This window comes from Streptomyces sp. SAS_272, assembly GCF_052543235.1.
Genome location: NZ_JBMNDR010000017.1, coordinates 20,378 through 42,520 on the forward strand (window position 1 = coordinate 20,378; position 22,143 = coordinate 42,520).

Consider the following 22,143-nt stretch of genomic DNA (forward strand, 5'->3'; position numbering starts at 1 on the left):
CCGATGACCGTCACCGCCCCGTCCTCCCCCGCCCCGTCCGCCGGCCCCGTCCGCCAGGTCGTCCCGCCCGAGGACCGGTACGCCGCCGAGCTGGCCTTCCTCGCCGCGTACGACGACGGGCCGCGGCCGCCCGCCTGGCGGCTCACCCCGCGTGCGGTGGTCACGTTCGTCATGGGCAGCGCCGGGCGTGCCCTGAAGCTCCCGGACGACGCGGAGACCCCCGACGGGGCGCCGCGCCGGATGACGGTGGAGGGCAAGTTCGTCGGCGACCGTGCGCTGGTCGAACGATGCGTGGTGACGCTCGCCGGCGAGCGCGGGCTGCTGCTCGTCGGTGAGCCGGGCACCGCCAAGTCGATGCTGTCCGAGCTGCTGTCCTCCGCCGTGTGCGGCACCAGCGGTTTGGTCGTGCAGGGCACGGCGGGCACGACGGAGGACCAGCTCAAGTACGGCTGGAACTACGCCCTGTTGCTGGCGCAGGGACCGAGCAGGCAGGCGCTGGTGCCGTCGCCGGTGCTGACCGCCATGTCCCGGGGGGCCATCGCGCGCGTCGAGGAGGTCACGCGGTGCCTGCCCGAGGTGCAGGACTCGCTGGTCTCCCTGTTGTCCGAGCGGCGCATGGCCGTTCCCGAACTGGCGGGCACCGGCGACGCGCTGGCCCATGCCGTGCCCGGCTTCAACCTCATCGCCACCGCCAACCTGCGGGACAAGGGCGTGTCGGAGATGTCGGCGGCCCTCAAGCGCCGCTTCAACTTCGAGACGGTCGGCCCGATTCCGGACCTCGACGCGGAGACCGCGCTGGTGCGCAGCCAGGCGCGAGCCTCGGTGGAGCGGGCGGGCGCGCCCTTCCAGGTCGACGACGCGGTGCTGGAGGCGCTGGTCACCGCCTTCCGCGACCTGCGGGAGGGGCGGTCGGCGGAGGGCTGGGAGGTGGAGCGGCCGTCCACCGTGATGAGCACCGCGGAGGCGGTTTCCGTCGCGGGTGCGCTGGCCCTCGCCGCAGCCTACTTCCCCGGGGACCGCGACGTGCTGGGCCTGCTGCCGGGCCATCTGCTGGGCGTGGTGCGCAAGGACGACCCCGCCGACGCGGCCCGGCTGCGGGGCTACTGGGACGGGCCCGTCCGACGCCGGGCCGAGCAGGGGTCGGCCACCTGGCGCACCCTGTGGGACCTGCGCACGGTCCTGGAGGGCTGACGACCGTGCCCCTCCACCCCACCGCGGACCTCCCGGTCCCCGCAGACCTCCCGGACCCCGCGGACCTCCCGGACTCCGCAGTGCCGGACTCTCCTGGCTCCCACAGTCCCCTCAGCGTTCTCGCCTCCCCCGACGATGCTCTCGCCGTGCTCACCCACTCCGCCGGGCCCTGTCTCATCGGCGTCCGGCACCACGCGCCCTCGCTGGCCGCCGCCGTGCCCGCCCTGCTGGACGAGGCCCGGCCGGACGTGGTGCTCGTGGAGCTGCCGGCGGAGATGCAGGAGTGGCTGGGCTGGCTCGGGCACGAGGAGACCCGGGCCCCCGTCGCGCTCGCCGCCGCACCCGGCGACGGACGGGGCGGCGCGGGCCCGGCGTTCTACCCGTTCGCCGACTTCTCGCCGGAGCTGGCCGCCGTGCGCTGGGCCGCCCGGCACGGCGTCCCGCTGATCGCCTGCGATCTGCCGCTCGCGGACCGGGCGTGGGGCGAGAGTCGCGGCGGCGCGGCTCAGGGCGAGGCCCTCGGGCTGACCGGCGCTCTGCGGGCCGGGCTCACCGGCCGCCCCGGGGACGATCTGTGGGACCGGCTCGTCGAGGCGGCCGCGCCGGGCTCGCCGCCCGAGGCGCTGCGCCGGGCGGCCCTGCTGACGGGGTGGGCGCTGCGCGAGGAGGCAGCCGCCGGCGGCGGGGTTCCGGAGCTGGACCTGCGGCGGGAGCGGTGGATGCGGTCGCGGATCGCCGAGGCCACCGCGCACGGCGAGCGGGCCGCCGTGGTCGTCGGCGCCTTCCACGCGCCGGCGCTGACCGGAGCGGCCCTCGCCGACGCGGGCCAGGACACGGACGGGCCGGCGCGGGAGCGGCTGGCCGGGGCCGAGCGGGGCGACGGATCCCCTTCGCCGGACGGCCGCAAGGGCGGTGACACGACCGGGCGGGCGACCGCCTGGATCACCTCGCTCATCCCGTACACGTACGCCCTCCTCGACGAACGGTCGGGGTACCCGGCGGGAATCCGGGATCCGCAGTGGCAGGAGACGGTGCTGCGGGCCGCGGGCGATCCGGCGGCGCTGGAGGAGGCGCTGGTCCGGGTCGCCGTGCGGATCTGCGCGGAGCTGCGCGGGCTCGGACATCCGTCGGGGCCGGCGGACGCGCACGAGATCAGCCGTCTGGCCTCGGACCTCGCCCGGCTGCGCGGGCTGCCCGCGCCGGGCCGGGGCGAGCTGGTCGAGGCGGTGCAGACGGTCCTCACGCAGGGCGAGCCCTATGGACGCGGGCGGGCCGTCGCACGGGCGATGGAACGGGTGCTCGTCGGGTCGCGCACCGGCCGGCCCGCACCGGACGCGCCGCGCTGCGGACTGGCCCCGGCGGTCGAGGCCGAGACGGCCGCGCTGGGCCTGCCGGGCCCGCAGGACAGCGCCGGCGCGGCCCGGGACCTGCGGCTCGATCCGTTGCGGTCCGACCTCGACCGGCGCCGGGAACTGCTGTTGCGCCGGCTCACGGTGTGCGGCGTGCCGTACGGGGAGGCGAAGGAGGTGGTCGGCGCGGGCGGCGCGCAGGCCCTCACCTCGCGCTGGGAGGTGCGCTGGACGCCGGCGACGGCGGCCATGCTGACGGCGGCCGGCGTGCGGGGCGTCACCGCGGCCCAGGCCGCCGAGGGCGTGCTCCGGGAGCGCGTGCGCACGGAACGGGAGGCCGGCGGGCCGACCGCCGCCCAGGTCCTTCGGGGGCTCGGGGAGGCCGCGGAGTGCGGGTTGCCGGTGCTCGCGGACGAGCGGCTGGACGACGTCGCCGAGGTGCTGCCGCAGGCCGGCACGCTGCCCGAGCTCCTCGCCGGTCTCGCTCTGTCGGACCGCCTGCGCGCCGGTCACGTGCCGGGGCTCGGCGCCGACGAGGGGCGGACGGCGCGGGCGGCCGCCGTGGCCGAGCTGCTCACCTCGGCGGCGGTGCGTCAGGTGGACGGGCTGACCGGGTCCGAAGACCCGGCCGACGCCCACGCGCTGCTGGAACTCGCCCACCGGGCCGACCTGTTGGGCGGGGTCCGGCTCACCGACGCGCTGGCCCGGCTGGCCTCCGACGGCTCGCCCCTGATGCGGGGGGCCGCGGGAGCCGTCCGGGTGCTGCTCGGGCAGGAGGACGCGCGCGCCTTCGGCGACCGCGTCGCGTCCTGGGTGGACGGGGCCGTCGATCCCGGCTCCCGCGCGGCCCTGACCGCCCGGCTGAGCGGGCTGCTGACCGCCGCGGGCCCCCTGCTGGAGGCCGCGGAACCGGCTCTGACGCCGTTGCTCGACCGTGTCGCCGCGTTGCCCGACCGGGAGTTCCTGGACCGGCTTCCGGCGCTGCGGGGCGGTTTCGAGACCCTGAGCCCCGCGGCCCGCGACAGGCTCCTCGCCTCCGTCGAGGAGCGCCTCGGCACCCGGCAGATCGGGGACACCCAGGGCGTCGACCCGGCCGCGCTCGCCGTCTGGACCGAGGCTGACCTGGTCGCGCGCGACGCCCTGCGCACGCTGGGCCTGCTGCCGGCGCCGGGCGCCGGCAGCCGGACGTCGCCCGCTTCGGGGGCCGTCGCCGGGAACGGACCCCGCCCGGCCGGGGGCGACGAGGACACGTCCCCCGACGAGGACGCGTCCCCTGAGGAGGACCGTCGCCTCGCCGCCGACGACCGGTGGCGGCTCGTGCTGGGGCGGCGCGCCGACCGACTGCCCGCGTCCGCCCGCTCGTTGGCGACGGCCCTGGACGAGCTGTACGGCAGCGGGCGCGGCGAGGGCAGCAGAGGGGATCTGACGGGCCCGGGGACCGGCGGCGGGCGGGAGGCGCCGTATCCCGGGGCACGGGAGTGGTCGCAGGAACTGGCCGCCCTGTTCGGTCCGGGCATCCGGGAGGAGGTGCTGGCGGCGGCCGCGGCGTCGGGCCGCAAGGACGTCCTCGCGGAGCTGGACGCGGACAGCGTGCGCCCGTCGGTCGAACTCCTGCACACGGTGCTGCGGCATGCGGGCGGGCTTCCCGAGGCCCGGCTCGCCGCGCTGCGCCCGCTCGTGCGACGGCTCGTCGAGGAGCTGACCCGGGAACTGGCCACCCGGCTGCGTCCCGCCCTGCACGGTACGACCCTGCCGCGCCCGAGCCGGCGGCCCGGCGGCGGCCTCGACCTGCCGCGCACCCTGCGCGCCAACCTGACGACCGCGCGGCGCGGCCCGGACGGCGTCGTGCGGGTCGTCCCCGAGCGCCCGGTGTTCCGCAGCCGTGCGCGGCGGGCCGCGGACTGGCGGCTGATCCTGGTGACGGACGTCTCCGGGTCCATGGAGGCGTCCACGGTGTGGGCCGCGCTGACGGCTTCGGTGCTGGCCGGTGTGCCGACCCTGTCGACGCACTTCCTGGCGTTCTCCACGGAGGTCATCGATCTCACCGGCCACGTCGAGGATCCGCTGTCGCTGCTGCTGGAGGTCAGTGTGGGCGGCGGCACGCACATCGCGGCGGGTCTGCGGCAGGCCCGCGAGCTCGTCACGGTGCCGTCCCGGACCCTCGTCGTGGTCGTCAGCGACTTCGAGGAGGGCTATCCGCTCGGCGGGCTGCTCGCCGAGGTGCGGGCCCTCGTCGGGTCGGGCTGCCATGTGCTGGGCTGCGCGAGTCTCGACGACACGGGCCGGCCGCGCTACTCCACAGGCGTCGCCGGGCAGCTCGTCGCCGCGGGCATGCCCGTCGCCGCCCTCAGTCCGCTCGAACTCGCCCGCTGGGTAGGGGAGAAGATCGCATGAGCCCGGACCTGTTGCCTCCGGTCGCCCCGTCCGTCACCGCCGACCTGGTCGAGGCGCTGTCGCCGAGGCTGCGCAAGCGTCTGGACGCGGGCATCGCCAAGCTGACGGCCCGTCCGCCGGTCCGCGACGGCGACATCGTGCGGATCGCCGTCGACGACGACACCGACCTCGAACTGCACGCCACGGACGGCGTGGTGACCTCCGCGGACGCCATCCGTTGCGGTTGTCTGCTGGCGCCCGACTGCCTGCACCGCGCGGCGGCGGCCTCCGCCGCGCCGGTGGCGCAGGAGACCCCGGCGGCCGTGGCGACGGGCCCGGCCGGGCAGGAACCCGAGCCGGCGCGGGAGGGCGCGCCCGGAGAAGGCAGGTCACCGCGGCCGGACGCGGCGGCCGGGACCAGCGCCTCCGGCACGCCCCGCGCCGGCGACCCGCAGGCCGCCGGCCCGCCCGCCGCCGATCTGCCGTCCCCCGCTCAACTCCTCGCCGTGCAAGCCGTGTTCGACGCGGCCGCCGCCGTGCTCGACGCCGGGACGGACGGGTCCGGCGCGGTGCTCCAGGCGGAGTTGCTGCGTGCCGCGCACACCGCGCGACTCGCGGGACTGCCCCGGGCCGCCGCGGCGGCGGTCTCCGTGGTCACCGGGGTGCGCGCGGCCCGTTGCGCCGACCCGGCCTACCGGCTGCCCGAACTGGCGGACGCGCTGCGGGACGTCCTCGCCGTGGCGCACAGCCTGCCGTCCGCGAGCGGCCCGGCGCTGGCCGAACTGCGGGGAACGGTACGGCAGCCGTACACCCCGGACGGTTCGCTGCGCCTGTACGGGGTCTTCTCCGAACCCGTCCTGACGGCGACCGGACACGCGGGCGCGGTCACCTGGACCGCAGACGCCGAGGGCCGCCTGTACACGGTCTCCGACGTGGCTCCCGGCGGGCCCGGCCGGGCGACCGGCGCCGCCGACCGGACCGTGCGGATCGGCGACACCGCTCTGACCCACCGCGAGCTGGCGCGCGCCGGCCTCGCGGTGTCCGGCGCGACCGTCTCCCCGACCGGCCGGCTCGGCGCGGGGGCCCGGGTGCGGGCGGTGCGCGCCTCGGGCGCGGGCTGGAGCGCGGAACCCCTCGACCGGCTGTGGAAGGTCCCCGTCGCCGAGCAGGTCGCCGGCGCCCTGGCCGGTGGTCGTGACCTGCTGTTCCTCACCGTGACCCTCGCGGGGCCGGTCCGGGAGGCGACGGGCGACTGCCTGCTGGCCGACTGCGAGGGGCGAGCCCTGCGGCTCGTCGCGGCACACGACCACCCGGCCCTGCCGTTCCGCGACAACCTCCGGCTGCTGGCCGCCGCCCGCGGCAGCCGTCTGCGGATCGTCGCCCGGCTCACCCCGGGGCCGCTTCCGCGCGCGCTGCTGCTCGCCGCCGAACACCCGAGCAGCTCCGACGCCCGGGTCGACCTGGGCCTGGACCGTCTGCGCCACGCCGACCTGCCCACCGGGACGGCCGTCCCCGCACCCGCCGTCGCACCCGTGGCGGACGAGGCCCCGTTGCACCTGCTGCGCCGGCGCGTGCACCAGACCGTGTCCGGGGGCCGCCGGGTGCTGGCCTTCCCGGGCGGCGGGACCGGTGACGGCTCCCGGCTGCGCGGTGCCGGCCTCGGCACCGCGGGCGACCTCCTGGACGAGCTGGGAGCCGCCGCCGCGGACCGCTCCCGCGACGCCTTCGGCCGGCTGCTCCCGGCCGACACGGGTCGTTTCGCCCGCGCGTGGCTGGCCTCGGCCCTCTACACGGGCGAGGTCGAACGGGCACTGTGCGCGGCTGCGTGGGGTACCGGCAGGGAGGCGGCCGCCCCGGCGTTTTAGGTCAGGATCTGACCTCAATCGCTCCTAGTGTGGTCCTCGACCGCGGAACACGATCGACCGAGGACAGAACTATGAGCGACTCCCCCACCCTCAACCCGTCCCTCTCCGGTGAGCGCGCCGACCTGCTGGCAGCGCTGACCAAGGCCCGGCATTTCCTGCGCTTCACCACGCGTGACCTCACCGACGAACAGGTCGGACAGCGGACCACGGTGAGCGAGCTGTGTCTCGGTGGCCTGATCAAACACCTCGCTGCCGTCGAGCGGAACTGGGTCGGCTTCATCCTCGAAGGCCCGTCGGCGATGCCCGACTTCACCAAGATGACGAAGGACGACTGGGCCGCGCGAGCCGCCGAGTTCCGCATGCTGCCCGGCGAGACGCTGTCCGGCGTGCTGAAGGAGTACGCCGAGGCGGCCTACCGCACGGACGAACTGGTCGCGACCCTGCCCGACCTGGACGCGGAGCAGCCGCTGCCGCCGGCTCCCTGGTTCGAGCCGGGCGCGCGGCAGACGGCCCGCCGCGTCCTGCTGCACATCGTCGCCGAGACCGCCCAGCACGCCGGGCACGCGGACATCATCCGCGAGGCCATCGACGGGGCGAAGAGCATGGGCTGAGGCCGGCCGTCCTCATCGGCCTGGGCTCGTCGGGCCGCGGGGGGAGGGCGGGACGGCTCCCCGCGCGGGCGGGACGGCTGAAGCGCCGCCCCCGCCGCGCGGTGCCCGCCGGCCCCGCCGCGCGGTGCCCGCCACCGCCGCCGGCTCAGCGGCCCACGCCGATGAGGCCCGTCAAGTAGCGCCAGAGCGAGGAGCGTTGCCGGACGGCCGGGTCCCCCAGCGTCGGGTCCGGCAGCACGGAGTCCGCCGTCGGCTTGGACGGCTCGGTGCCCGCGACCGGGCTCGACTGCCCTCCCGGCGTCGAGGCGAGTTCGTACCGTACCGGCAGCGAGCGCAGGCCCCGCATGAACGGCGAGGAACGCCACGGCAGTTGGTCGACCGGAAGGGCGAGCTCCAGGTGGGAGAACCGCTCGAAGAGCCGGCCCACGCCGACCGCCGCGACCGTCGAGGCGAGTTCGCGCGCCGGGCACTGGCGGCGGCCGGCGCCCCAGGCGAGATGCGCCCGCGTGCTGACCGTGGTGCCGGGCTCCACATGACCGGCGAACAGCGGGTCGGCGTGCGCCGCCGCGGAGGAGACCCACACCGGGTCGCCGGCCCGGATGACGTGGTTTCCCAGGGGAGTGTCCTCGGCCGCGAAGCGCGGCACGAAGTTGACCAGTGGCGGCTTGCGCATGACCACCCGGTTCATGCTCTCCCGGACCATTCCCGCCGACAGGCTGGCCCGCGCGCCGCCGCCCTCGCCGGAGATGACCTCGACCACGGTGTTGGAGATGAGGATGCCGACGTGGTCGGAGGTCATCCCCAGCAGCATGAACAGCTCACGGGCGAGCTCGTCGAGCGACAGGCCGGGGTGCGCCGCCAGCAGGTACGAGGGGAAGTCCTCCCCCGGCGTCTTCAGCTTCACCGCCGCCAGCTCGGCGAGCGCCGCCAACAGGCGGTCCAGCGCCGGTTCGGCGTCCGGGCCCGCGTCCAGCACCCGCCACATGTCCATCAGCGCGTCGTCGCCCTGGGATCCGGGGAACCCGAGCAGACGGCTCGCGACCATCAGCGGCAGCGGACGGGCGAACTGGGCGGACAGATCCGCCAGGCCCGTGCCGCCGGCCTGGCCCACCAGACCGATCAGCTCGTCGGCGTAGGCGGTGACGGCCGTCTTCAGGCGCTTGGCCTGGGGGTGCCGCGGGTCCTGGAACGGCTTGAGCGCCGCGTCCCACGCCGTGCGCAGCGCCGGGTAGCCGGGGCCGCCCTGGATCAGCACGTGGTTGACCTCGAGGGACGGTCCGAGCGGCCAGTCGGCCGGCACCCTGCCCTCCGAGCGGGCCCGCCAGTTCTCCAGCCCCTTCGGCCACGCGGCGTCGTCCTGGAGCACCTCGAGCGACTCGCGGTAGCCGAGGACCAGCCAGGCGGGCACGCCGAGCAGGTCGACCGGCGCGACCGCGCCGTGGCGTTGGCGCAGCCGCTCGTACACGAGGGAGGGACGCGTCTCGTAGTCCCGGGTCAGAAGCGGTTCGAGAGTCATCGTCTCCAACCGCGCGCCGTCGAGGTCCACGGATCCGCCGTCGTCCACCTGCGATTCCACTGATCTGCCGCCCCCTTGACACTCCCCATGCCGGCGCGTCGTCGATCGGCAGCCGGAACCGGAGGGACCCTATCCCAGGCCCCGGCCCCGGGGAACGGCCGGGGCGCGGCCGGAACGCACGGCGGGGAGCGCACGGCCGACGGGTGACGGGAGGGGGCCGGTCGGCGATTGCTTGTCACGGCAGGACGAATCCGCGTCCGCCGGGACTCATCTCACGCAAACGGAACGGCGATCGCTGGGGACCACCGCGGCGTCGCTGCCATATTCGGGATCCGATTTCGGAGGTGGCTGTGACGCGAGAGGCGACAACGCCCCAGGCGACCATGACCGGTTCGGCGGACGGCACCGCAGCACGCATCGCGGACCTGGCGCACCGTCAGGAGCGCGCGGCGGCGGCGGTCCCGCCGCGCAGACGCGGGGCGCTCGGCGCGCGGGAGAGGATCGAACGGCTCGTGGACCGGGGCTCCTTCACCGAGACCGGCCTGTTCGTCCGGGCCCGGTCGACGGGGGACGGCTCCCGCCGGCCGGACGGCGACGGCGTGGTCACCGGGTACGGCACGGTCGACGGACGCCCCGTCTGTGTGTTCGCGCAGGACTCCACCGTCTTCGGCGGCAGCATGGGCGAGGCCTTCGGCGAGAAGACGGTGGCGCTGATGGATCTCGCGCTGAAGACCGGTTGTCCGGTCGTCGGGCTCAACGACTCCGGCGGCGCCCGCATCCAGGAGGGCGTCGCCTCGCTCGCCCTCTACGCCGAACTGGTGCGCCGCAACGTGAAGGCGTCGGGGGTCGTCCCGCAGATCTCCGTCGTGCTGGGGCCCTGCGCGGGCGGGGCCGCGTACTCGCCGGCGATCACCGACTTCACCGTGATGGTGGACCGCGTCTCGCACATGTTCGTCACCGGGCCCGACGTCATCGAGGCGGTCACCGGCGAGCGCACCACCGCGGAGGAGCTGGGCGGCGCCCGGGCCAGCAACTCCGTCAACGGCAACGCCCACTTCCTCGCCGCCGACGACGAGGACGCCCTCGACATCGTGCGCGACCTGCTGTCGTATCTGCCGTCCAACAACCTCGCGCGGCCCCCGGAGTACGCCCCCGCGCCCGCCCCCGGCGGGGCGGGGCTCGACGAGGCGGTGCCCGACCGGACAGGGCAGGCCTACGACATGCGCGACATCCTGCGGGCCGTCGTCGACGACGGTGAACTGCTCGAGGTGCAGGAGCTGTTCGCGCCGAACATCGTCTGCGCGCTGGCGCGGCTCGAGGGCGCCAGCGTCGGCGTCGTCGCCAACCAGCCGCTGCACTCCGCCGGCGTCCTCGACATCGACGCCTCCGAGAAAGCGGCCCGGTTCGTACGGTTCTGCGACGCGTTCGGCATCCCGCTGGTGACCTTCGCCGACGTCCCCGGCTATCTCTCCGGCGTCCAGCAGGAACGGGCGGGCATCATCCGGCGCGGCGCCAAACTGCTGTACGCGTACGCCGAGGCGACGGTGCCGAAGGTCACGGTGGTCGTGCGCAAGGCGTACGGCGGCGGATACGCGGTGATGGGCTCCAAGCACCTGGGCGCCGATCTCAACCTGGCCTGGCCCACGGCGCGTATCGCCGTCATGGGCGCGGAGGGCGCCGTCGGCGTGCTGCACCGGCGTGAACTGGCCGCCGCCGACGACCCCGAGGCGCTGCGGGCCCGTCTCGTCGCCGCGTACGAGTCCGTCCACGGCACCCCGTACCCCGCCGCCGAGCGCGGATACGTCGACGCCGTCATCGCCCCCCGGGACACGCGTGCGCAGCTGTGCCGCGCGCTGCGTGCGCTGCGCGGCAAACGCGCCCCGATGCCGGAGCGCCGGCACGGGAACATCCCGCTCTGACCCGCCCGACCCGCCGGCCGAACCGTGACGTGAGGAGCCACTCCCGATGGAGAGCCGCCGCCCCCCGCTCGTACCCGCTTACCGGACCCTGCCCGAGTACGTGCGGCACTGGGCCGAAACCGTCCCCGACCGCCGGGCGTTCACCTTCGTCGACCACCCCTCCGCCCGCTCGCGCGGCGTACACCGCACCCTGACCTGGCAGGGTCTGGACCGTCGGGTGCGCGCGCTCGCGGCCCGGCTGGCCGACCGGGCCGAGCCGGGGTCCCGGGTGGCGCTGCTGTGCCCGCAGGGAACGGACTACGTCACCGCGTTCCTCGCGGCGCTGAGCGCGCAGATGGTCGCCGTACCGCTGTATCCGCCCGGCCTGGCCGGGCACGCGGACCGGCTCGCAGGCGTCCTGGCCGACGCGCGGCCCGAAGTCGTGGTGACCTCGGGCCGTGTCCTGGCAGAGGTGGAGGCCTTCTGCGGGCCGTCGCGGGCGCCGGTGATCGCCGCGGACCCGGTGGCCGACGCCTCCACCGGCACTGCACCGCCCGAGGCGCGGGACGCGGGGGCGACGGCCTATCTGCAGTACACCTCCGGCTCCACCCGCGCGCCGGCGGGCGTGGAGATCACCCACGCCAACGTGGTCGCCAACGCCCGTCAGGCGCTCACCGCCTACGGCGCCGACACACACCCGGTGACGTGCGTGGGCTGGCTGCCGCTCTATCACGACATGGGGCTCGTGCTGAGCGTCGCGGCGCCGGTCGTCGGAGGTCATCTGTCGGTGCTCATGGACCCGGCAGCGTTCCTGCACGAACCGGCCCGCTGGCTGCGGCTGCTCGCCGCGCATCCGCGCACGGTGAGCGCCGCGCCGAACTTCGCCTACGAGTACTGCGCGACCGCCGTCACCGACGCGCAGAAGGCGGAGCTCCGGCTGGACGGCGTCGCCGCGCTGGTCAACGGAAGCGAACCGGTGCGGCCCGGCACCGTCGACCGCTTCCACGCCGCGTTCGCCTCCCAGGGGCTCGCCCCCGACGTCCACTGCCCGTCGTACGGGCTCGCCGAGGCCACCGTCTTCGTCAGCGCGTCCGCCCCCGGCGAGCCGCTGCGCCGGTTCGCCCTCGACCGGGACGCCCTCGCCGCCGGGAAGGCCCTGCCTGCCCGGCCGGACGACGCCGACGCCGTGCTGCTGGCCGGCTGCGGCGCTCCGGTGGACCAGCAGGTCCGCATCGTCGATCCCGTCTCCCGCACGGCCCTGTCGGACGGGGAGGTCGGGGAGATCTGGGTACAGGGCTCCAACGTGGGGCGCGGCTACTGGAACAACGAGCCGCAGAGCCGGCGGGTCTTCGGGGCCGTGCTCGCCGGCGTCCCGGGCCGCTGGCTGCGCACCGGCGACCTGGGGACGCTGCTGGAGGGACAGTTGACGGTCACCGGACGGCTGAAGGACCTCATCGTCGTCGACGGGCGCAACCACTACCCGCAGGACGTGGAGGGCACCGCCCAGGACGCGCACCCGGCCGTGCGGCGTGACCGGCTCGCCGCCTTCGGCGTCCCGGGCGTCCGGCGCAGCGAGGGCGAGCGGGTGGTGGTCGTCGCCGAGCACGCGCGGACCTCGCACCTCGACGAGATCGACGTGCCGGCTCTGACGCGGGCCGTGCGCGCGGCCGTCTCCGCCCGGCACGGGCTGCGCCTCGCCGACGTCGTCCTCGTCGCCCCGGGCGCCGTGCCCCGCACGTCCAGCGGCAAGGTGTCGCGGGCGCTGACCCGGACCCGCTACCTGGAGGGCGCCTACGCGCCGCGGAGCGCGGAATGAGGGCCGCCGACGAGGAGGCGCTGCGCCGGCTGATCACGGACCGGGTGACCGCCTGGCAGGGCGGCTCCGCGGACACCGTGCCGACGGACGCACAGGCGAAGGTGACGGCGGACGCGCCGAGGGACGTACCCCTGGACGTGCCGCTGGCCGACCTCGGGATGTCGTCGCGGGACGCGGTCGTGCTCGCCGGGGAGCTGTCCCGGCTGACGGGCCGTGAACTGCCGGCGACGCTGCTCTGGGAGGCGCCCACCGCCCAGGCGCTGGTGACGCACCTGTGCGCCACGGCCGCGCAGCACACGGCGGGGCGGGACACCGCCGCGGGGCATGCTCCCGTGGCCCCCGCGCCCGCTGCCCCGACGGGGCTCGGCGAACCCCTCGCGGTCATCGGCGTGGGGTGCCGGCTGCCGGGCGGAGTGCGCGGGCCGGCCGACTACTGGCGGCTGCTGTGCGACGGCGTCGACGCGATCGGGCGGGTCCCGGCGGACCGCTGGCGTGACTTCACGGCGTTCCCGCCGAAGGACGCACCGGCGCACGGCGGCTACCTCGACGACGTGGCCGGCTTCGACGCCGACTTCTTCCGCATCACTCCGCGCGAGGCCGCGGTGATGGACCCGCAGCAGCGGATCCTTCTGGAGGTGGTCCGCGAGACGCTCGACCACGCCGCGATGCCGGCCGCCGCCCTGGCCGGCACGTCCACCGGAGTCTTCGTCGGCGTCAGCGCCGCCGAGTACGGACAACTGACCGGCGCCGACGCGGCGGACGTCGATCCCCGGGCGCCGGCCGGGGCGGCACTCAGTGTGACGGCGGGACGGCTGGCCTACGCGCTCGACACCCGCGGGCCGAGCATGGCGGTCGACACGGCCTGCTCGTCCTCTCTGGTCGCCCTGCACCACGCCTGCGTGAGCCTGCGCACCGGCGAGAGCGACACGGCCATCGCCGCCGGGGTCAACCTTCTCCTGTCGCCGGTCGTCGGCGTCGCGTTCGGGCAGGCGGGCGCCCTCGCGCCGGACGGCCGCTGCAAGCCGTTCTCCGCGGCGGCCGACGGCATCGGCCGCGGCGAGGGCTGCGCCGCCGTACTCCTGAAGCGACTCTCCGACGCCGAGCGGGACGGCGATCGCGTCCTCGCCGTCGTGCGGGCCACCGCCGTCAACTCCGACGGACGCTCCAACGGACTGCTGGCCCCCAACCCCGCCGCGCAGCAAGCGCTGTTGGCGACCGCATACCGGCGGGCCGGGCTGGTCGCGGGACACGTCGACTATGTCGAGGCGCACGGCACGGGCACTCCGCTCGGCGACCCGATCGAGGCGGGCGCCCTGGACGCGGTGCTGGGTCCGGGGCGCGATCCCGAACAGCCGCTGCTGCTCGGCTCGGTCAAGGGCAACCTCGGCCATCTGGAGGCCGCGGCGGGCCTCGCCGGTCTGGTGAAGACGGTTCTCGCCCTCCACCACGACCTCATCCCGCCCTCCCTGCACTGCGCGCGCGCAAGCGCCGTGGGCGAGGCGCGGCTGCGGGTGGTGACCGAGCCCGAGCCGTGGCCCCGCTACGGCGGCACGGCCATCGCCGGCGTCTCGGGTTTCGGCTTCAGCGGCGCCAACGCCCACGCGGTGCTGGAGGAATGGCGGGCCGACGCCCTCCCGCGGCCGGCCCGGGAGCCGGCCGCCCGGCTGCATCTGCTGTCCGACGTCGACGCCGAGCGGGTCCGGGACACCGCGGGCCGGCTGGCCGACTGGCTCCGCACGCCCGGGGGGCGGGCGGTCCGCCCGGCTGACGTGGCGCGTACGCTCGCCGGACGCACCGGCCGCGGACCCGTGCGCGCCGCGGTGGTCGCCCATGACGCGGGCGAACTGGCCGACGCCATGGACGCGTTGGCACACCGCCGCCCACACCCGCACACGATGACCGGTGACCGTGATCTCGTCGGACGCGGCCCGGTGTGGGTGTTCTCCGGTCACGGCAGTCAGTGGCCCGGCATGGGACGCCGACTGCTGGCCGAGGAACCGGTGTTCGCCGCCGCCGTGGAGAAGCTCGACGCGCAGCTCGCCGGCGCCTGCGGATTCTCCCTCCACGACCGGCTGACCTCCGAAGACCCCCTGGACTGCCTGGAGATCGCGCAGCCGGTGCTGTTCGGGGTGCAGGTGGCGCTCGCCGACTTGTGGCGCTCGTACGGGGTGGAACCGGCCGCGGTGGTCGGCCACTCGATGGGCGAGGTGGCCGCCGCCGTCTGCGCGGGCGCGCTGGAAGTGCCGGAGGCCGCCCGGGTCATCGCCGTGCGGGCCCGGCTGCTGAGCGGGCTGCGGGGCGGCGCGATGGCCGTGGTCGAGGTGGACGACGCCGAACTCGCCGTCCTGCAGGGGGAATTCCCCGGCGTTCAGATCGCCGTCCACTCCTCGCCCCGGCAGAAGGTGGTCACCGGGGACGAGCCGGCGGTCGCCGGACTGGTTCGCCGGCTGGAGGACGAGGGACGCGTCGCACGGGTCATGCGGGTGACCGGCGCCGGGCACTCGTCCCGGGTCGATCCGCTGCTGCCGGAGCTGACCGACGCCCTGGCCGAGGTCCGGGGGCGGCCTCCACGGGTGCCGGTCTACTCCACCGTCCTCGACGACCCGCGCGGCGACTGCGCGTTCGACGCCGCTCACTGGGCCGCCAACCTGCGCCGGCCCGTGCGTCTGGACCGCGCTCTCGCGGCGGCGGCGGCCGACGGCCACACCGCGTTCGTGGAGATCTCACCGCATCCGGTCCTGACGGGGCCCATCGCCGACACCGTGCCCGGCGCCCTCGCCGTGGGCTCCCTGCGTCGCGGCGCCGACGGCGGGGCCGCGTTCCTCACGCAGGTGGGCTCGCTGTACACCGCGGGGCTGCCCCTGCCGCCGCCGGACGGTCGCGTCGTCGACGTGCCCGCGCCGCGCTGGCGGCACACCCGGCACTGGTGGACGGACGGCCGGCCCCGCGCCTCGGAGCAGGCGGCGAGCCGCCCGGCGGGGCACACCGGGCCGGCCCACGCGCCCACGGTCTCCGGGCGAGCCGCTCCCGTCGGGTGGAACGACCCTCCGGCGCATGCCGCAGCCGCACCTGCCGCTGCCCCTCTCGCGTCCGCTGCCCCTCTCGCATCCGCTGGCGCTGCCGGGGAGACCGGACCGGCCGGGCACGCGGCTCCGGTCGGGGAGGCGGCACGGGTCGCGGGGGCCGGTGGCGCCGCCTCGGTCGCCGCCCGTCTCGGACGTCACATCGCGGACGTCACGGGGCATCCGGCGGCCCGGATCACGCCCGCCACCGTACTGGCCGACCTCGGTCTGGACTCCCTGATGGCGGTCCGCATCCGCACCGCGGTGGAGCGCGAGTTCGGGATCACGCTGCCGCTGCGCGACCTGCTCGGCTCCGCCACGGTCGCCGAGGCGGCCGAACACGTCCGGCAGGCCGTCCCCGCGCCGCAGGACGGGCAGCCCCCGCCCCCGTCCGAGGACGGCTCCTCGCCGCAGCGCCTCCCACGCCTCCCGCACCCCTTGCAGTCCTTGCGCCCCGGCGGCCCACGCCCGCCGCTGTTCCTGTTCCACGCCGCCGGGGGCAGTGCCGACGTCTACCAGGCGCTCGCCCGCCGGCTGGGGGACGTCCGTCCGGTGCTGGGCGTGAACCGGCTGGAGGAGGCCGGCACCGTGCCGGAGAAGGCGCGCCGCTATGCCGCCGCGATCGCCGCCGCCCACCCCACCGGGCCCCTCCTGCTGGGCGGCTGGTCCTTCGGCGGCTTCCTCGCCCAGGAGACGGCACGGCTGCTCACGGACGCCGGACGGGCCGTGCCGCTGGTCGTGCTCATCGACTCGGTGCGCCCGCTGCTCCCCCCTCCCGGTCCCGCGCGGGCCGACCGCGTCCGCGCGCACTTCTCGGGGTTCGCCCGGCATGCCGCAGACGTCTACGGGGTCCGTCTTCGGTTGCCCTACGACGAGCTGGCGGCCACGGACGACGACCGCGAGCGCATCGACCTCGTCCTACGGGCCCTGCGCGCCGCAGCCGACGTGCCGTCCGCCGCGCTCGAGCACCAGCGGGCCTCCTATCTGGACCTGAGGATCGGCGAGGCCCACCGCCCGAGCCGTTATGCCGGTCGCGTGGTGCTGTACCGGGCCACCGAGCCGGCTCCGCACACCGTGCGCGACCCGGCCTACGAACGCGACGACGAGGCTCTCGGCTGGGACGCCGTGTGCCCGGATCTGACAGTGGTGCCGGTCCCGGGGCACCACCTGTCGCTGCTCGACCCCCCGCACGTCGACGAGATCGCCGCCCACCTGGGGCAGCTGCTCGCCGCACCGGGCGGAACCGCCGAACCGCACTGAGGAGCCGCCATGCCGCACCGCACCGCCGGAACGTCCCGACGCGCCTTCGCCAAAGCCGCCGCGGCCACAGGACTGGCCGCCCTGTTCGGCGCCCACGCCGCGGCGACGGCCCACGCCACCGCCGCGGCCCGCGCCACCGCCACCGCGACGGGCGGGGCCGCGGCCCTGCCGGGGCCACGCACCGTCGACGTCTCCGTCTCCTCCCCCGCGCTGGGCCGCCGCGCGCCGCTGCGGCTGATCCTGCCCACCGGCTTCGACGCCCGGCCCGAGCGGACCTACCCCGTGCTGTATCTGCTGCACGGCGCCCACGACGACTACACGTCCTGGACCCGGGAGACGGACATCGAGGCCTTCACCGAGGGCCGCGACCTGATCGTGGCCATGCCCGACGCGGGTCCCACCGGCATCCCGTCCGCGTGGCGCGGCGGCCCCGACTACGAGACGTTCCAGGTGCGGGAGGTCCCGGCGCTGCTCGCCCGCGACTACCGGGCCTCCGGCGTGCGGGTCGTCGCCGGGGTCTCCACCGGGGGCTACGGGGCGATGGCGCACGCGGCACGCCACCCGGGCGCGTTCGCCGCCGCGGCCTCCTACAGCGGCATCCTCGACACCACGGCCCCCGGCGTGCCCACCCTCATGGACGCCATCGTGGCCCGCGAGAACCTGCTCCCGCCGTCCCTGTGGGGCAACCCGATCCTCAACGCACCGACCTGGCGCGACTTCAATCCGCGGGCGCGCGCTGCCGGGCTGCGGGGCACGCCCCTGTACGTGTCGAGCGGCAGTGGGGTGGTCGGCGGCTCCGGCGACTGGCTGCCCGAGGCGCTGGAGAGCACGCTGTGGCCCTCGGCGCACGGCTTCACCGGCGCGCTCGCACTCCTCGGCATCGCCGTCACCACCCACTTCTACGCGGGAGGAGGACACAGCTGGACCTACTGGCGGCGGGAGTTCACCGCCTCCTGGCCGATGCTCGCCCGTGCGCTGGGGGTGCCGGAGTGATGTCGGTGCCGCCGGGGCACGGAACGGAGCGCAGAGGTCGTCCGTCCAACACGGGACGGCCCACTCGTCCCACGGGCACCGGTGCGTGGGCGAGCCGTCTCCGGGTGAAAGGAGCGTCCGTCGTGGCTGTCCCCGCTCCGCGCGGCGAACCCGTCGAACCGCGAACCGCTCCGGTCCCGCCGGACCTCGCCGAGCTGCTGCGCGCCGATCTCGAGAACGTGGCCGACGAAGTGGAGGAAGAGGTCCGCAGACAGGTTCCCGAGTACTCGGGGCCGGCCGCCGGGGTCCAAGGTCGCCAGATCAGGTCCGGCGTGGTCCAGGCGCTCACCCTGTTCGTCGACCACATCGCAGACCCGCGGGGCCAGGACGCCGCCATCGCCGCGACGTACTACGAACTCGGCCGCGGTGAAGCGATCGAGGGACGCAGTCTGGACACGCTGCAGTCCGCGTTGCGCGTGGGCGGACTGCACGCCTGGCGGCGGCTGAGCCGCACGGCCGAGGAGGTCGGGCTGGACTCGACGGCGGTGGCCGCCCTCGGCGAACTGGCGTTCAGGACCGTGCACGAGGTCGCGGAGGCGGCCGCCGCCGGATACGCCGAGGCCAGGTCCCGCAGCGCCGACGAGCTGGAGCGACGGCGCCGGCGCCTGCTCGACCAGCTGCTGAGCGAGGGACCGGTGCCCCCCGAGACCATCCAGGAGCTGGCGCACGCCGCACGCTGGCAGATGCCCTCCCAGGTCGCGGTCGTCGTGCTCGCGACGAGCGCCGACCAGTACGCACAGGACCCGCCGCCGGCGGCGCCCGGAGCGCTGGTCGACATGGAGTCCCGGCCGCCGCGGGTGCTGGTCCCGGACCCGGAGGGCGCGGGCCGGTTCGGCGGCCGGTCGTTCGTCCTCGGTCTGCGGGGACGACCGGCGGCGATCGGTCCGACTGTCCCGGTCGCCGAGGCCGCGCACTCGCTGCACTGGGCGACGCGGGCGCTGGGGCTGATGGGCCGCGGCGTCCTGCCCCGGCAGGGTGTCGTGCGCTGCGCCGACCATCTGTCGACGCTCCTTCTGCACAGCGACGAGCCGCTCCTCGGCCACCTTGCGGCGCGCGCTCTCGCTCCCCTCGACGCCGTCTCCGAGGGGCAGCGGGCCAGGCTGGCCGAGACGCTGCTGGCCTGGCTGCTGACCGGCAGCAACGTGCCCGACGTGGCCGCCCGGCTGCACATCCACCCGCAGACGGTCCGCTACCGGCTGCGTCAACTGGAGAAGCTGTTCGGCGACTCCCTGCACGACCCCGGCGCCAGGCTGGACCTGATCCTCGCCCTGCGCTCCACGGCGGCGCACGACGGCACAGGCCGGACACTAACTTCGGAACAATAAAACGCGGGATTTCTGAATTCCCGTCCATAACACCCGTCCGGGAAACGCGAATACCTTCGGGACTGTCCTTTTCCGTAGGCGCGCAACGCGCCGCACCCTCAAAGGATCCCCATGCGTATTCGCCTCTGCCTCGCCGCACTCTCTCTCGTCGGCGGGGTCGGACTGACCGCCGTCTCGACACCCTCGGCATCCGCCGCCGCCTGCTCCGACATCGACGTCGTGGCAGCTCGCGGCACCTTCGAGCCAGGCACGCTCGGACTGATCGTCGGCGACCCGGTCTATTCGGCCCTGCAGAAGAAACTGACAGGAAAGAAGCTCTCCAGCTATGCGGTGAACTATCCCGCCGACCTTTCCCTCACCTCCGCCGCGCGGGGAAACGCCGATCTCGTGAACCACGTCAAAGCACAGGCCGCGGCCTGTCCCGCCCAGCGCTTCCTGCTGGTCGGCTATTCGCAGGGCGCCAACGTGGTCGACAACTCCCTCGGCATCAGCAGCGCCGGCGCGGTGGTGGGCAGCCCCATCGTGGCGACCCTCCCCGCGACCGTCGAGCCGAAGGTCGCCGCCGTCCTGCTGTTCGGCAACCCGATCCGGGCGCTCGGCAAGAGCGTCACCGGCGTCTACCAGAGCCGCACCATCGACTTCTGCGCCGACGGCGACCCCATCTGCGAGAACGGCGGGGACGACGTGCTGGCGCACCTCGGCTACACCTCCGACGCCGGCGCGGCGGCCGCCTTCGCCGCGAGCAGGGTCTGAACCGCCGGAACGCGGACGCACGGACGGGCCCGGGAGGTTCTCCTCCCGGGCCCGTCGTGTGCGACGGACGGTGACTGCCGTCCGGGCCCGCCGACCGTGCGGGAGACGGCGGCCGACGCCCGGACCCCGTCATGCGTACGGAGGACGGCGGCCGACGCCCGGACCCGTCGTGCGTACGGAGGACGGCGGCCGACGCCATGGCCCGACCGGCGCCGGCGTCAGCCACCTGCAACCCCGCCGACCGACCGCTACCGCGGAGCGCGGGCGAACGCGGCGAGGCTGCCGGACACCGGCTCGGGACGGCCGTCGTTCTGCACCGGCGCCGCGGTCAGCACGTCGAGATGCTGGTAGCCGGTCGCCACGACGGGATGCAGGTCGGCCGGGATGCGACCGGCGAGCAGTCCGTCGCCCGCGAGCACCGTGAGCGTCGGGTTGGCCGTCAGCCCGCCGGGATGGACGACAAGCCTCTTCACCTGGGGTGAGGTGGCCAACTGGATGTCGGAGACCAGCTTGGTCGGGAAGTACTGCTCGGTGAAGTCCAACGGCTGCTCCGCCAGACTGCGGGCCAGTTCCCGGATGTCGGTCACCTCCTTGCCCGCTCCGGTGAACGGTGTGCCGTCGGCCGACCGGTACCCGGGGTCGTCGGCGTCGCCGACGCGGTCGTAGTTCCGCCAGGTGTACAGCGGCCCGTGCGGGCGCGCGGGGATGGCCTTGTACTCGACGCCGAACAGCTGCGTCGGCTGATCGCTGCCGTTGGCGGCGGGGAAGTCCTTGTCCACGATCGGACCGCCGTCGAAGAAGCCCACGCTGCTCTGCAGGAACGCCAGCGGCACGGACTGATCGTCCATCAGCGCCCCGAGTACGGCGGCGTTGGTGAGCCGGAAGTCCTTCACGGCCGGGGAGCCGGTGAGGAAGGCCGCGGCGTCCTTCGAGAACAGGAACCGGTTGGTGGCCTCGATGTTGAGGCCGGAGGGCAGGTAGGCGGGCAGGTCCGCCTCGGCGTCGGGATCGTGCACGGTTCCCAGGCCGGCGATGGCGAGCAGGGTCATGGTCTCCGGGTTGAGCAGGACCGGCGCGGACAGCGAGCGCGGGAGCACTCCGCTGTCGAGTCCCGCCTGCACCGCCGTATAGCCGAGCCCGACGTCCGGCAGACCGGCGTCGTCGGGGATGCTGCCGCTCAGGTCGTCCAGGGAGGTGGAGACCGTCGTGTCCAGGGCGAAGTAGCCGGCGCACTGGTTCTGTCCGGCGTCGGCCGTGGTCGCGGGGTTGCCGTCGAAGTCCGCGGCGGCGAAGTACCCGGTGATCACGCCGCCGAGCGAGTGCCCGCCGCACAGCACCTTGCTCCTGCGCAGGCCGCGGTCGGGCAACTCGGCGACGAGCAGGTCGTACTGGTCCCGCACGGTCTGCTCGATGCCGAGCTTCGCCAGCCATCCGAGGTCGGCGTTGCCGGCGAACCCGTCGAAGGTCCGGCCGCCGACCTCCCGGCCGCGGTAGTAGTAGTCGACGGCCGCGTGCTGGTCGCCGGAGGCGATGCCGGTGCGGTCCTCCAGACAGTTGGAGCGCCGGTCCAGCGCCCAGAACTCGATGTGCCGCCCCTGCGCGGCGGCCTTGGCGACGGTGCCGCGGGCGACGCTGTCGAATGCTCCGGCGCCCTCCAGGATGCCCGGCTGGGCCACGAGGATCCGGTCGGCGTCCGCCGACGCGCCCGGACCGTCCGCGGAGCGGTAGCGCAGATAGGACAGCCAGTCGCAGGCCGCCGGACGTCTGCCGAAGGCCGGCGGCAACGGCGCCTTCACCCGCACCGTCGACTCGGTCACGCCGTCGGCCGGGTGCGTCGACGCCACTGGCGTCTCGACGCGCGTGCCGGCCCCCTGGGCGTTCGGGACGGCTCCGGTGAGGGCCCCGGCGGTCAGGAGCGCCGCAAGTGCGGCACCGCGCCATGTTCTGCCTCTGCCGGGACGCGTCCTCACGGGCTTCGGCGACGTCATGGACGTCATGCGCTTCATCGACGTCATGGGCTTCAGGAACGTCGTGGACTTCATGGACTTCATGGGCGGACCGTAGGGCGGCGGAGAGCGCCCTGTCGGGGAGT

Annotated in this window: 12 protein-coding genes; 10 read left to right on the forward strand and 2 right to left on the reverse strand. The window is 75.4% G+C overall.

The genetic code is table 11. The annotated features are described in order from the left end of the window. Positions 1–3: 3 nt before the first annotated feature. From ACN6LD_RS13065 to ACN6LD_RS13080, 4 genes are all read left to right on the forward strand, one after another. Positions 4–1,191, forward strand: a complete 1,188-nt coding sequence (locus ACN6LD_RS13065; RefSeq protein WP_445043266.1) for an AAA family ATPase — start codon at positions 4–6, stop codon at positions 1,189–1,191. Positions 1,192–1,271: 80 nt separating this feature from the next. Beyond that, positions 1,272–4,934 (forward strand): DUF5682 family protein, encoded by a 3,663-nt coding sequence (locus ACN6LD_RS13070; protein ID WP_445043267.1) that lies wholly within the window; start codon positions 1,272–1,274, stop codon positions 4,932–4,934. Next, positions 4,931–6,778, forward strand: a complete 1,848-nt coding sequence (locus ACN6LD_RS13075; protein ID WP_445043231.1) for a hypothetical protein — start codon at positions 4,931–4,933, stop codon at positions 6,776–6,778. The genes ACN6LD_RS13070 and ACN6LD_RS13075 overlap by 4 nt, the downstream gene beginning before the upstream one ends. A 71-nt stretch (positions 6,779–6,849) precedes the next feature. Then, on the forward strand, positions 6,850–7,389 hold the full coding sequence (locus ACN6LD_RS13080; protein ID WP_319197208.1) for a DinB family protein: 540 nt from the start codon (positions 6,850–6,852) through the stop codon (positions 7,387–7,389). 145 nt (positions 7,390–7,534) lie between these two features. Here the strand turns inward: ACN6LD_RS13080 and ACN6LD_RS13085 are convergent, their stop codons facing one another. Then, positions 7,535–8,965 (reverse strand): cytochrome P450, encoded by a 1,431-nt coding sequence (locus ACN6LD_RS13085; protein WP_319194954.1) that lies wholly within the window; start codon positions 8,963–8,965, stop codon positions 7,535–7,537. A gap of 323 nt (positions 8,966–9,288) precedes the next feature. Between ACN6LD_RS13085 and ACN6LD_RS13090 the strand changes: the two genes are divergently transcribed. The 6 genes from ACN6LD_RS13090 to ACN6LD_RS13115 all read left to right on the forward strand — a co-directional run bounded on the left by ACN6LD_RS13090 (position 9,289) and on the right by ACN6LD_RS13115 (position 20,051). Next, complete coding sequence (locus ACN6LD_RS13090; RefSeq protein ID WP_319194966.1) at positions 9,289–10,824, forward strand: acyl-CoA carboxylase subunit beta; 1,536 nt, start codon at positions 9,289–9,291, stop codon at positions 10,822–10,824. A 46-nt stretch (positions 10,825–10,870) separates the two neighbouring features. Then, positions 10,871–12,619, forward strand: a complete 1,749-nt coding sequence (locus tag ACN6LD_RS13095) for a fatty acyl-AMP ligase (RefSeq protein WP_445043232.1) — start codon at positions 10,871–10,873, stop codon at positions 12,617–12,619. Continuing rightward, on the forward strand, positions 12,616–16,941 hold the full coding sequence (locus ACN6LD_RS13100) for a beta-ketoacyl synthase N-terminal-like domain-containing protein (RefSeq protein ID WP_445043233.1): 4,326 nt from the start codon (positions 12,616–12,618) through the stop codon (positions 16,939–16,941). Before ACN6LD_RS13095 ends, ACN6LD_RS13100 begins: the two co-directional genes overlap by 4 nt. Positions 16,942–16,950: 9 nt before the next feature. Then, the gene (locus ACN6LD_RS13105) at positions 16,951–17,934 is read left to right on the forward strand and encodes an alpha/beta hydrolase (RefSeq protein ID WP_445043234.1); all 984 of its coding nucleotides are present in this window, start codon (positions 16,951–16,953) and stop codon (positions 17,932–17,934) included. A 122-nt stretch (positions 17,935–18,056) separates the two neighbouring features. Continuing rightward, a complete protein-coding gene (locus ACN6LD_RS13110) occupies positions 18,057–19,298 on the forward strand; it encodes a PucR family transcriptional regulator (protein WP_319194961.1) in 1,242 nt (413 codons plus the stop codon). Positions 19,299–19,409: 111 nt separating this feature from the next. Continuing rightward, the gene (locus ACN6LD_RS13115; RefSeq protein WP_445043235.1) at positions 19,410–20,051 is read left to right on the forward strand and encodes a cutinase family protein; all 642 of its coding nucleotides are present in this window, start codon (positions 19,410–19,412) and stop codon (positions 20,049–20,051) included. Between the two features lie 248 nt (positions 20,052–20,299). On the opposite strand, the gene ACN6LD_RS13120 is transcribed toward ACN6LD_RS13115, so the two are convergent. Further along, positions 20,300–22,039, reverse strand: coding sequence for a hypothetical protein (locus tag ACN6LD_RS13120; protein WP_445043268.1), 1,740 nt, complete (start codon positions 22,037–22,039; stop codon positions 20,300–20,302). Between the last annotated feature and the right edge of the window lie 104 nt (positions 22,040–22,143).

What these genes read in the sequence shown, in the direction of transcription:
- ACN6LD_RS13075 (WP_445043231.1), top strand. Translation starts at nt 4,931, where the DNA reads ATGAGCCCGGACCTGTTGCCTCCGGTCGCCCCGTCCGTCACCGCCGAC.
- ACN6LD_RS13100 (WP_445043233.1), top strand. Translation starts at nt 12,616, where the DNA reads ATGAGGGCCGCCGACGAGGAGGCGCTGCGCCGGCTGATCACGGACCGG.
- ACN6LD_RS13115 (WP_445043235.1), top strand. Translation starts at nt 19,410, where the DNA reads ATGCGTATTCGCCTCTGCCTCGCCGCACTCTCTCTCGTCGGCGGGGTC.
- ACN6LD_RS13090 (WP_319194966.1), top strand. Translation starts at nt 9,289, where the DNA reads ATGACCGGTTCGGCGGACGGCACCGCAGCACGCATCGCGGACCTGGCG.
- ACN6LD_RS13120 (WP_445043268.1), bottom strand. Translation starts at nt 22,039, where the DNA reads ATGACGTCGCCGAAGCCCGTGAGGACGCGTCCCGGCAGAGGCAGAACA.
- ACN6LD_RS13095 (WP_445043232.1), top strand. Translation starts at nt 10,871, where the DNA reads ATGGAGAGCCGCCGCCCCCCGCTCGTACCCGCTTACCGGACCCTGCCC.
- ACN6LD_RS13065 (WP_445043266.1), top strand. Translation starts at nt 4, where the DNA reads ATGACCGTCACCGCCCCGTCCTCCCCCGCCCCGTCCGCCGGCCCCGTC.
- ACN6LD_RS13105 (WP_445043234.1), top strand. Translation starts at nt 16,951, where the DNA reads ATGCCGCACCGCACCGCCGGAACGTCCCGACGCGCCTTCGCCAAAGCC.
- ACN6LD_RS13080 (WP_319197208.1), top strand. Translation starts at nt 6,850, where the DNA reads ATGAGCGACTCCCCCACCCTCAACCCGTCCCTCTCCGGTGAGCGCGCC.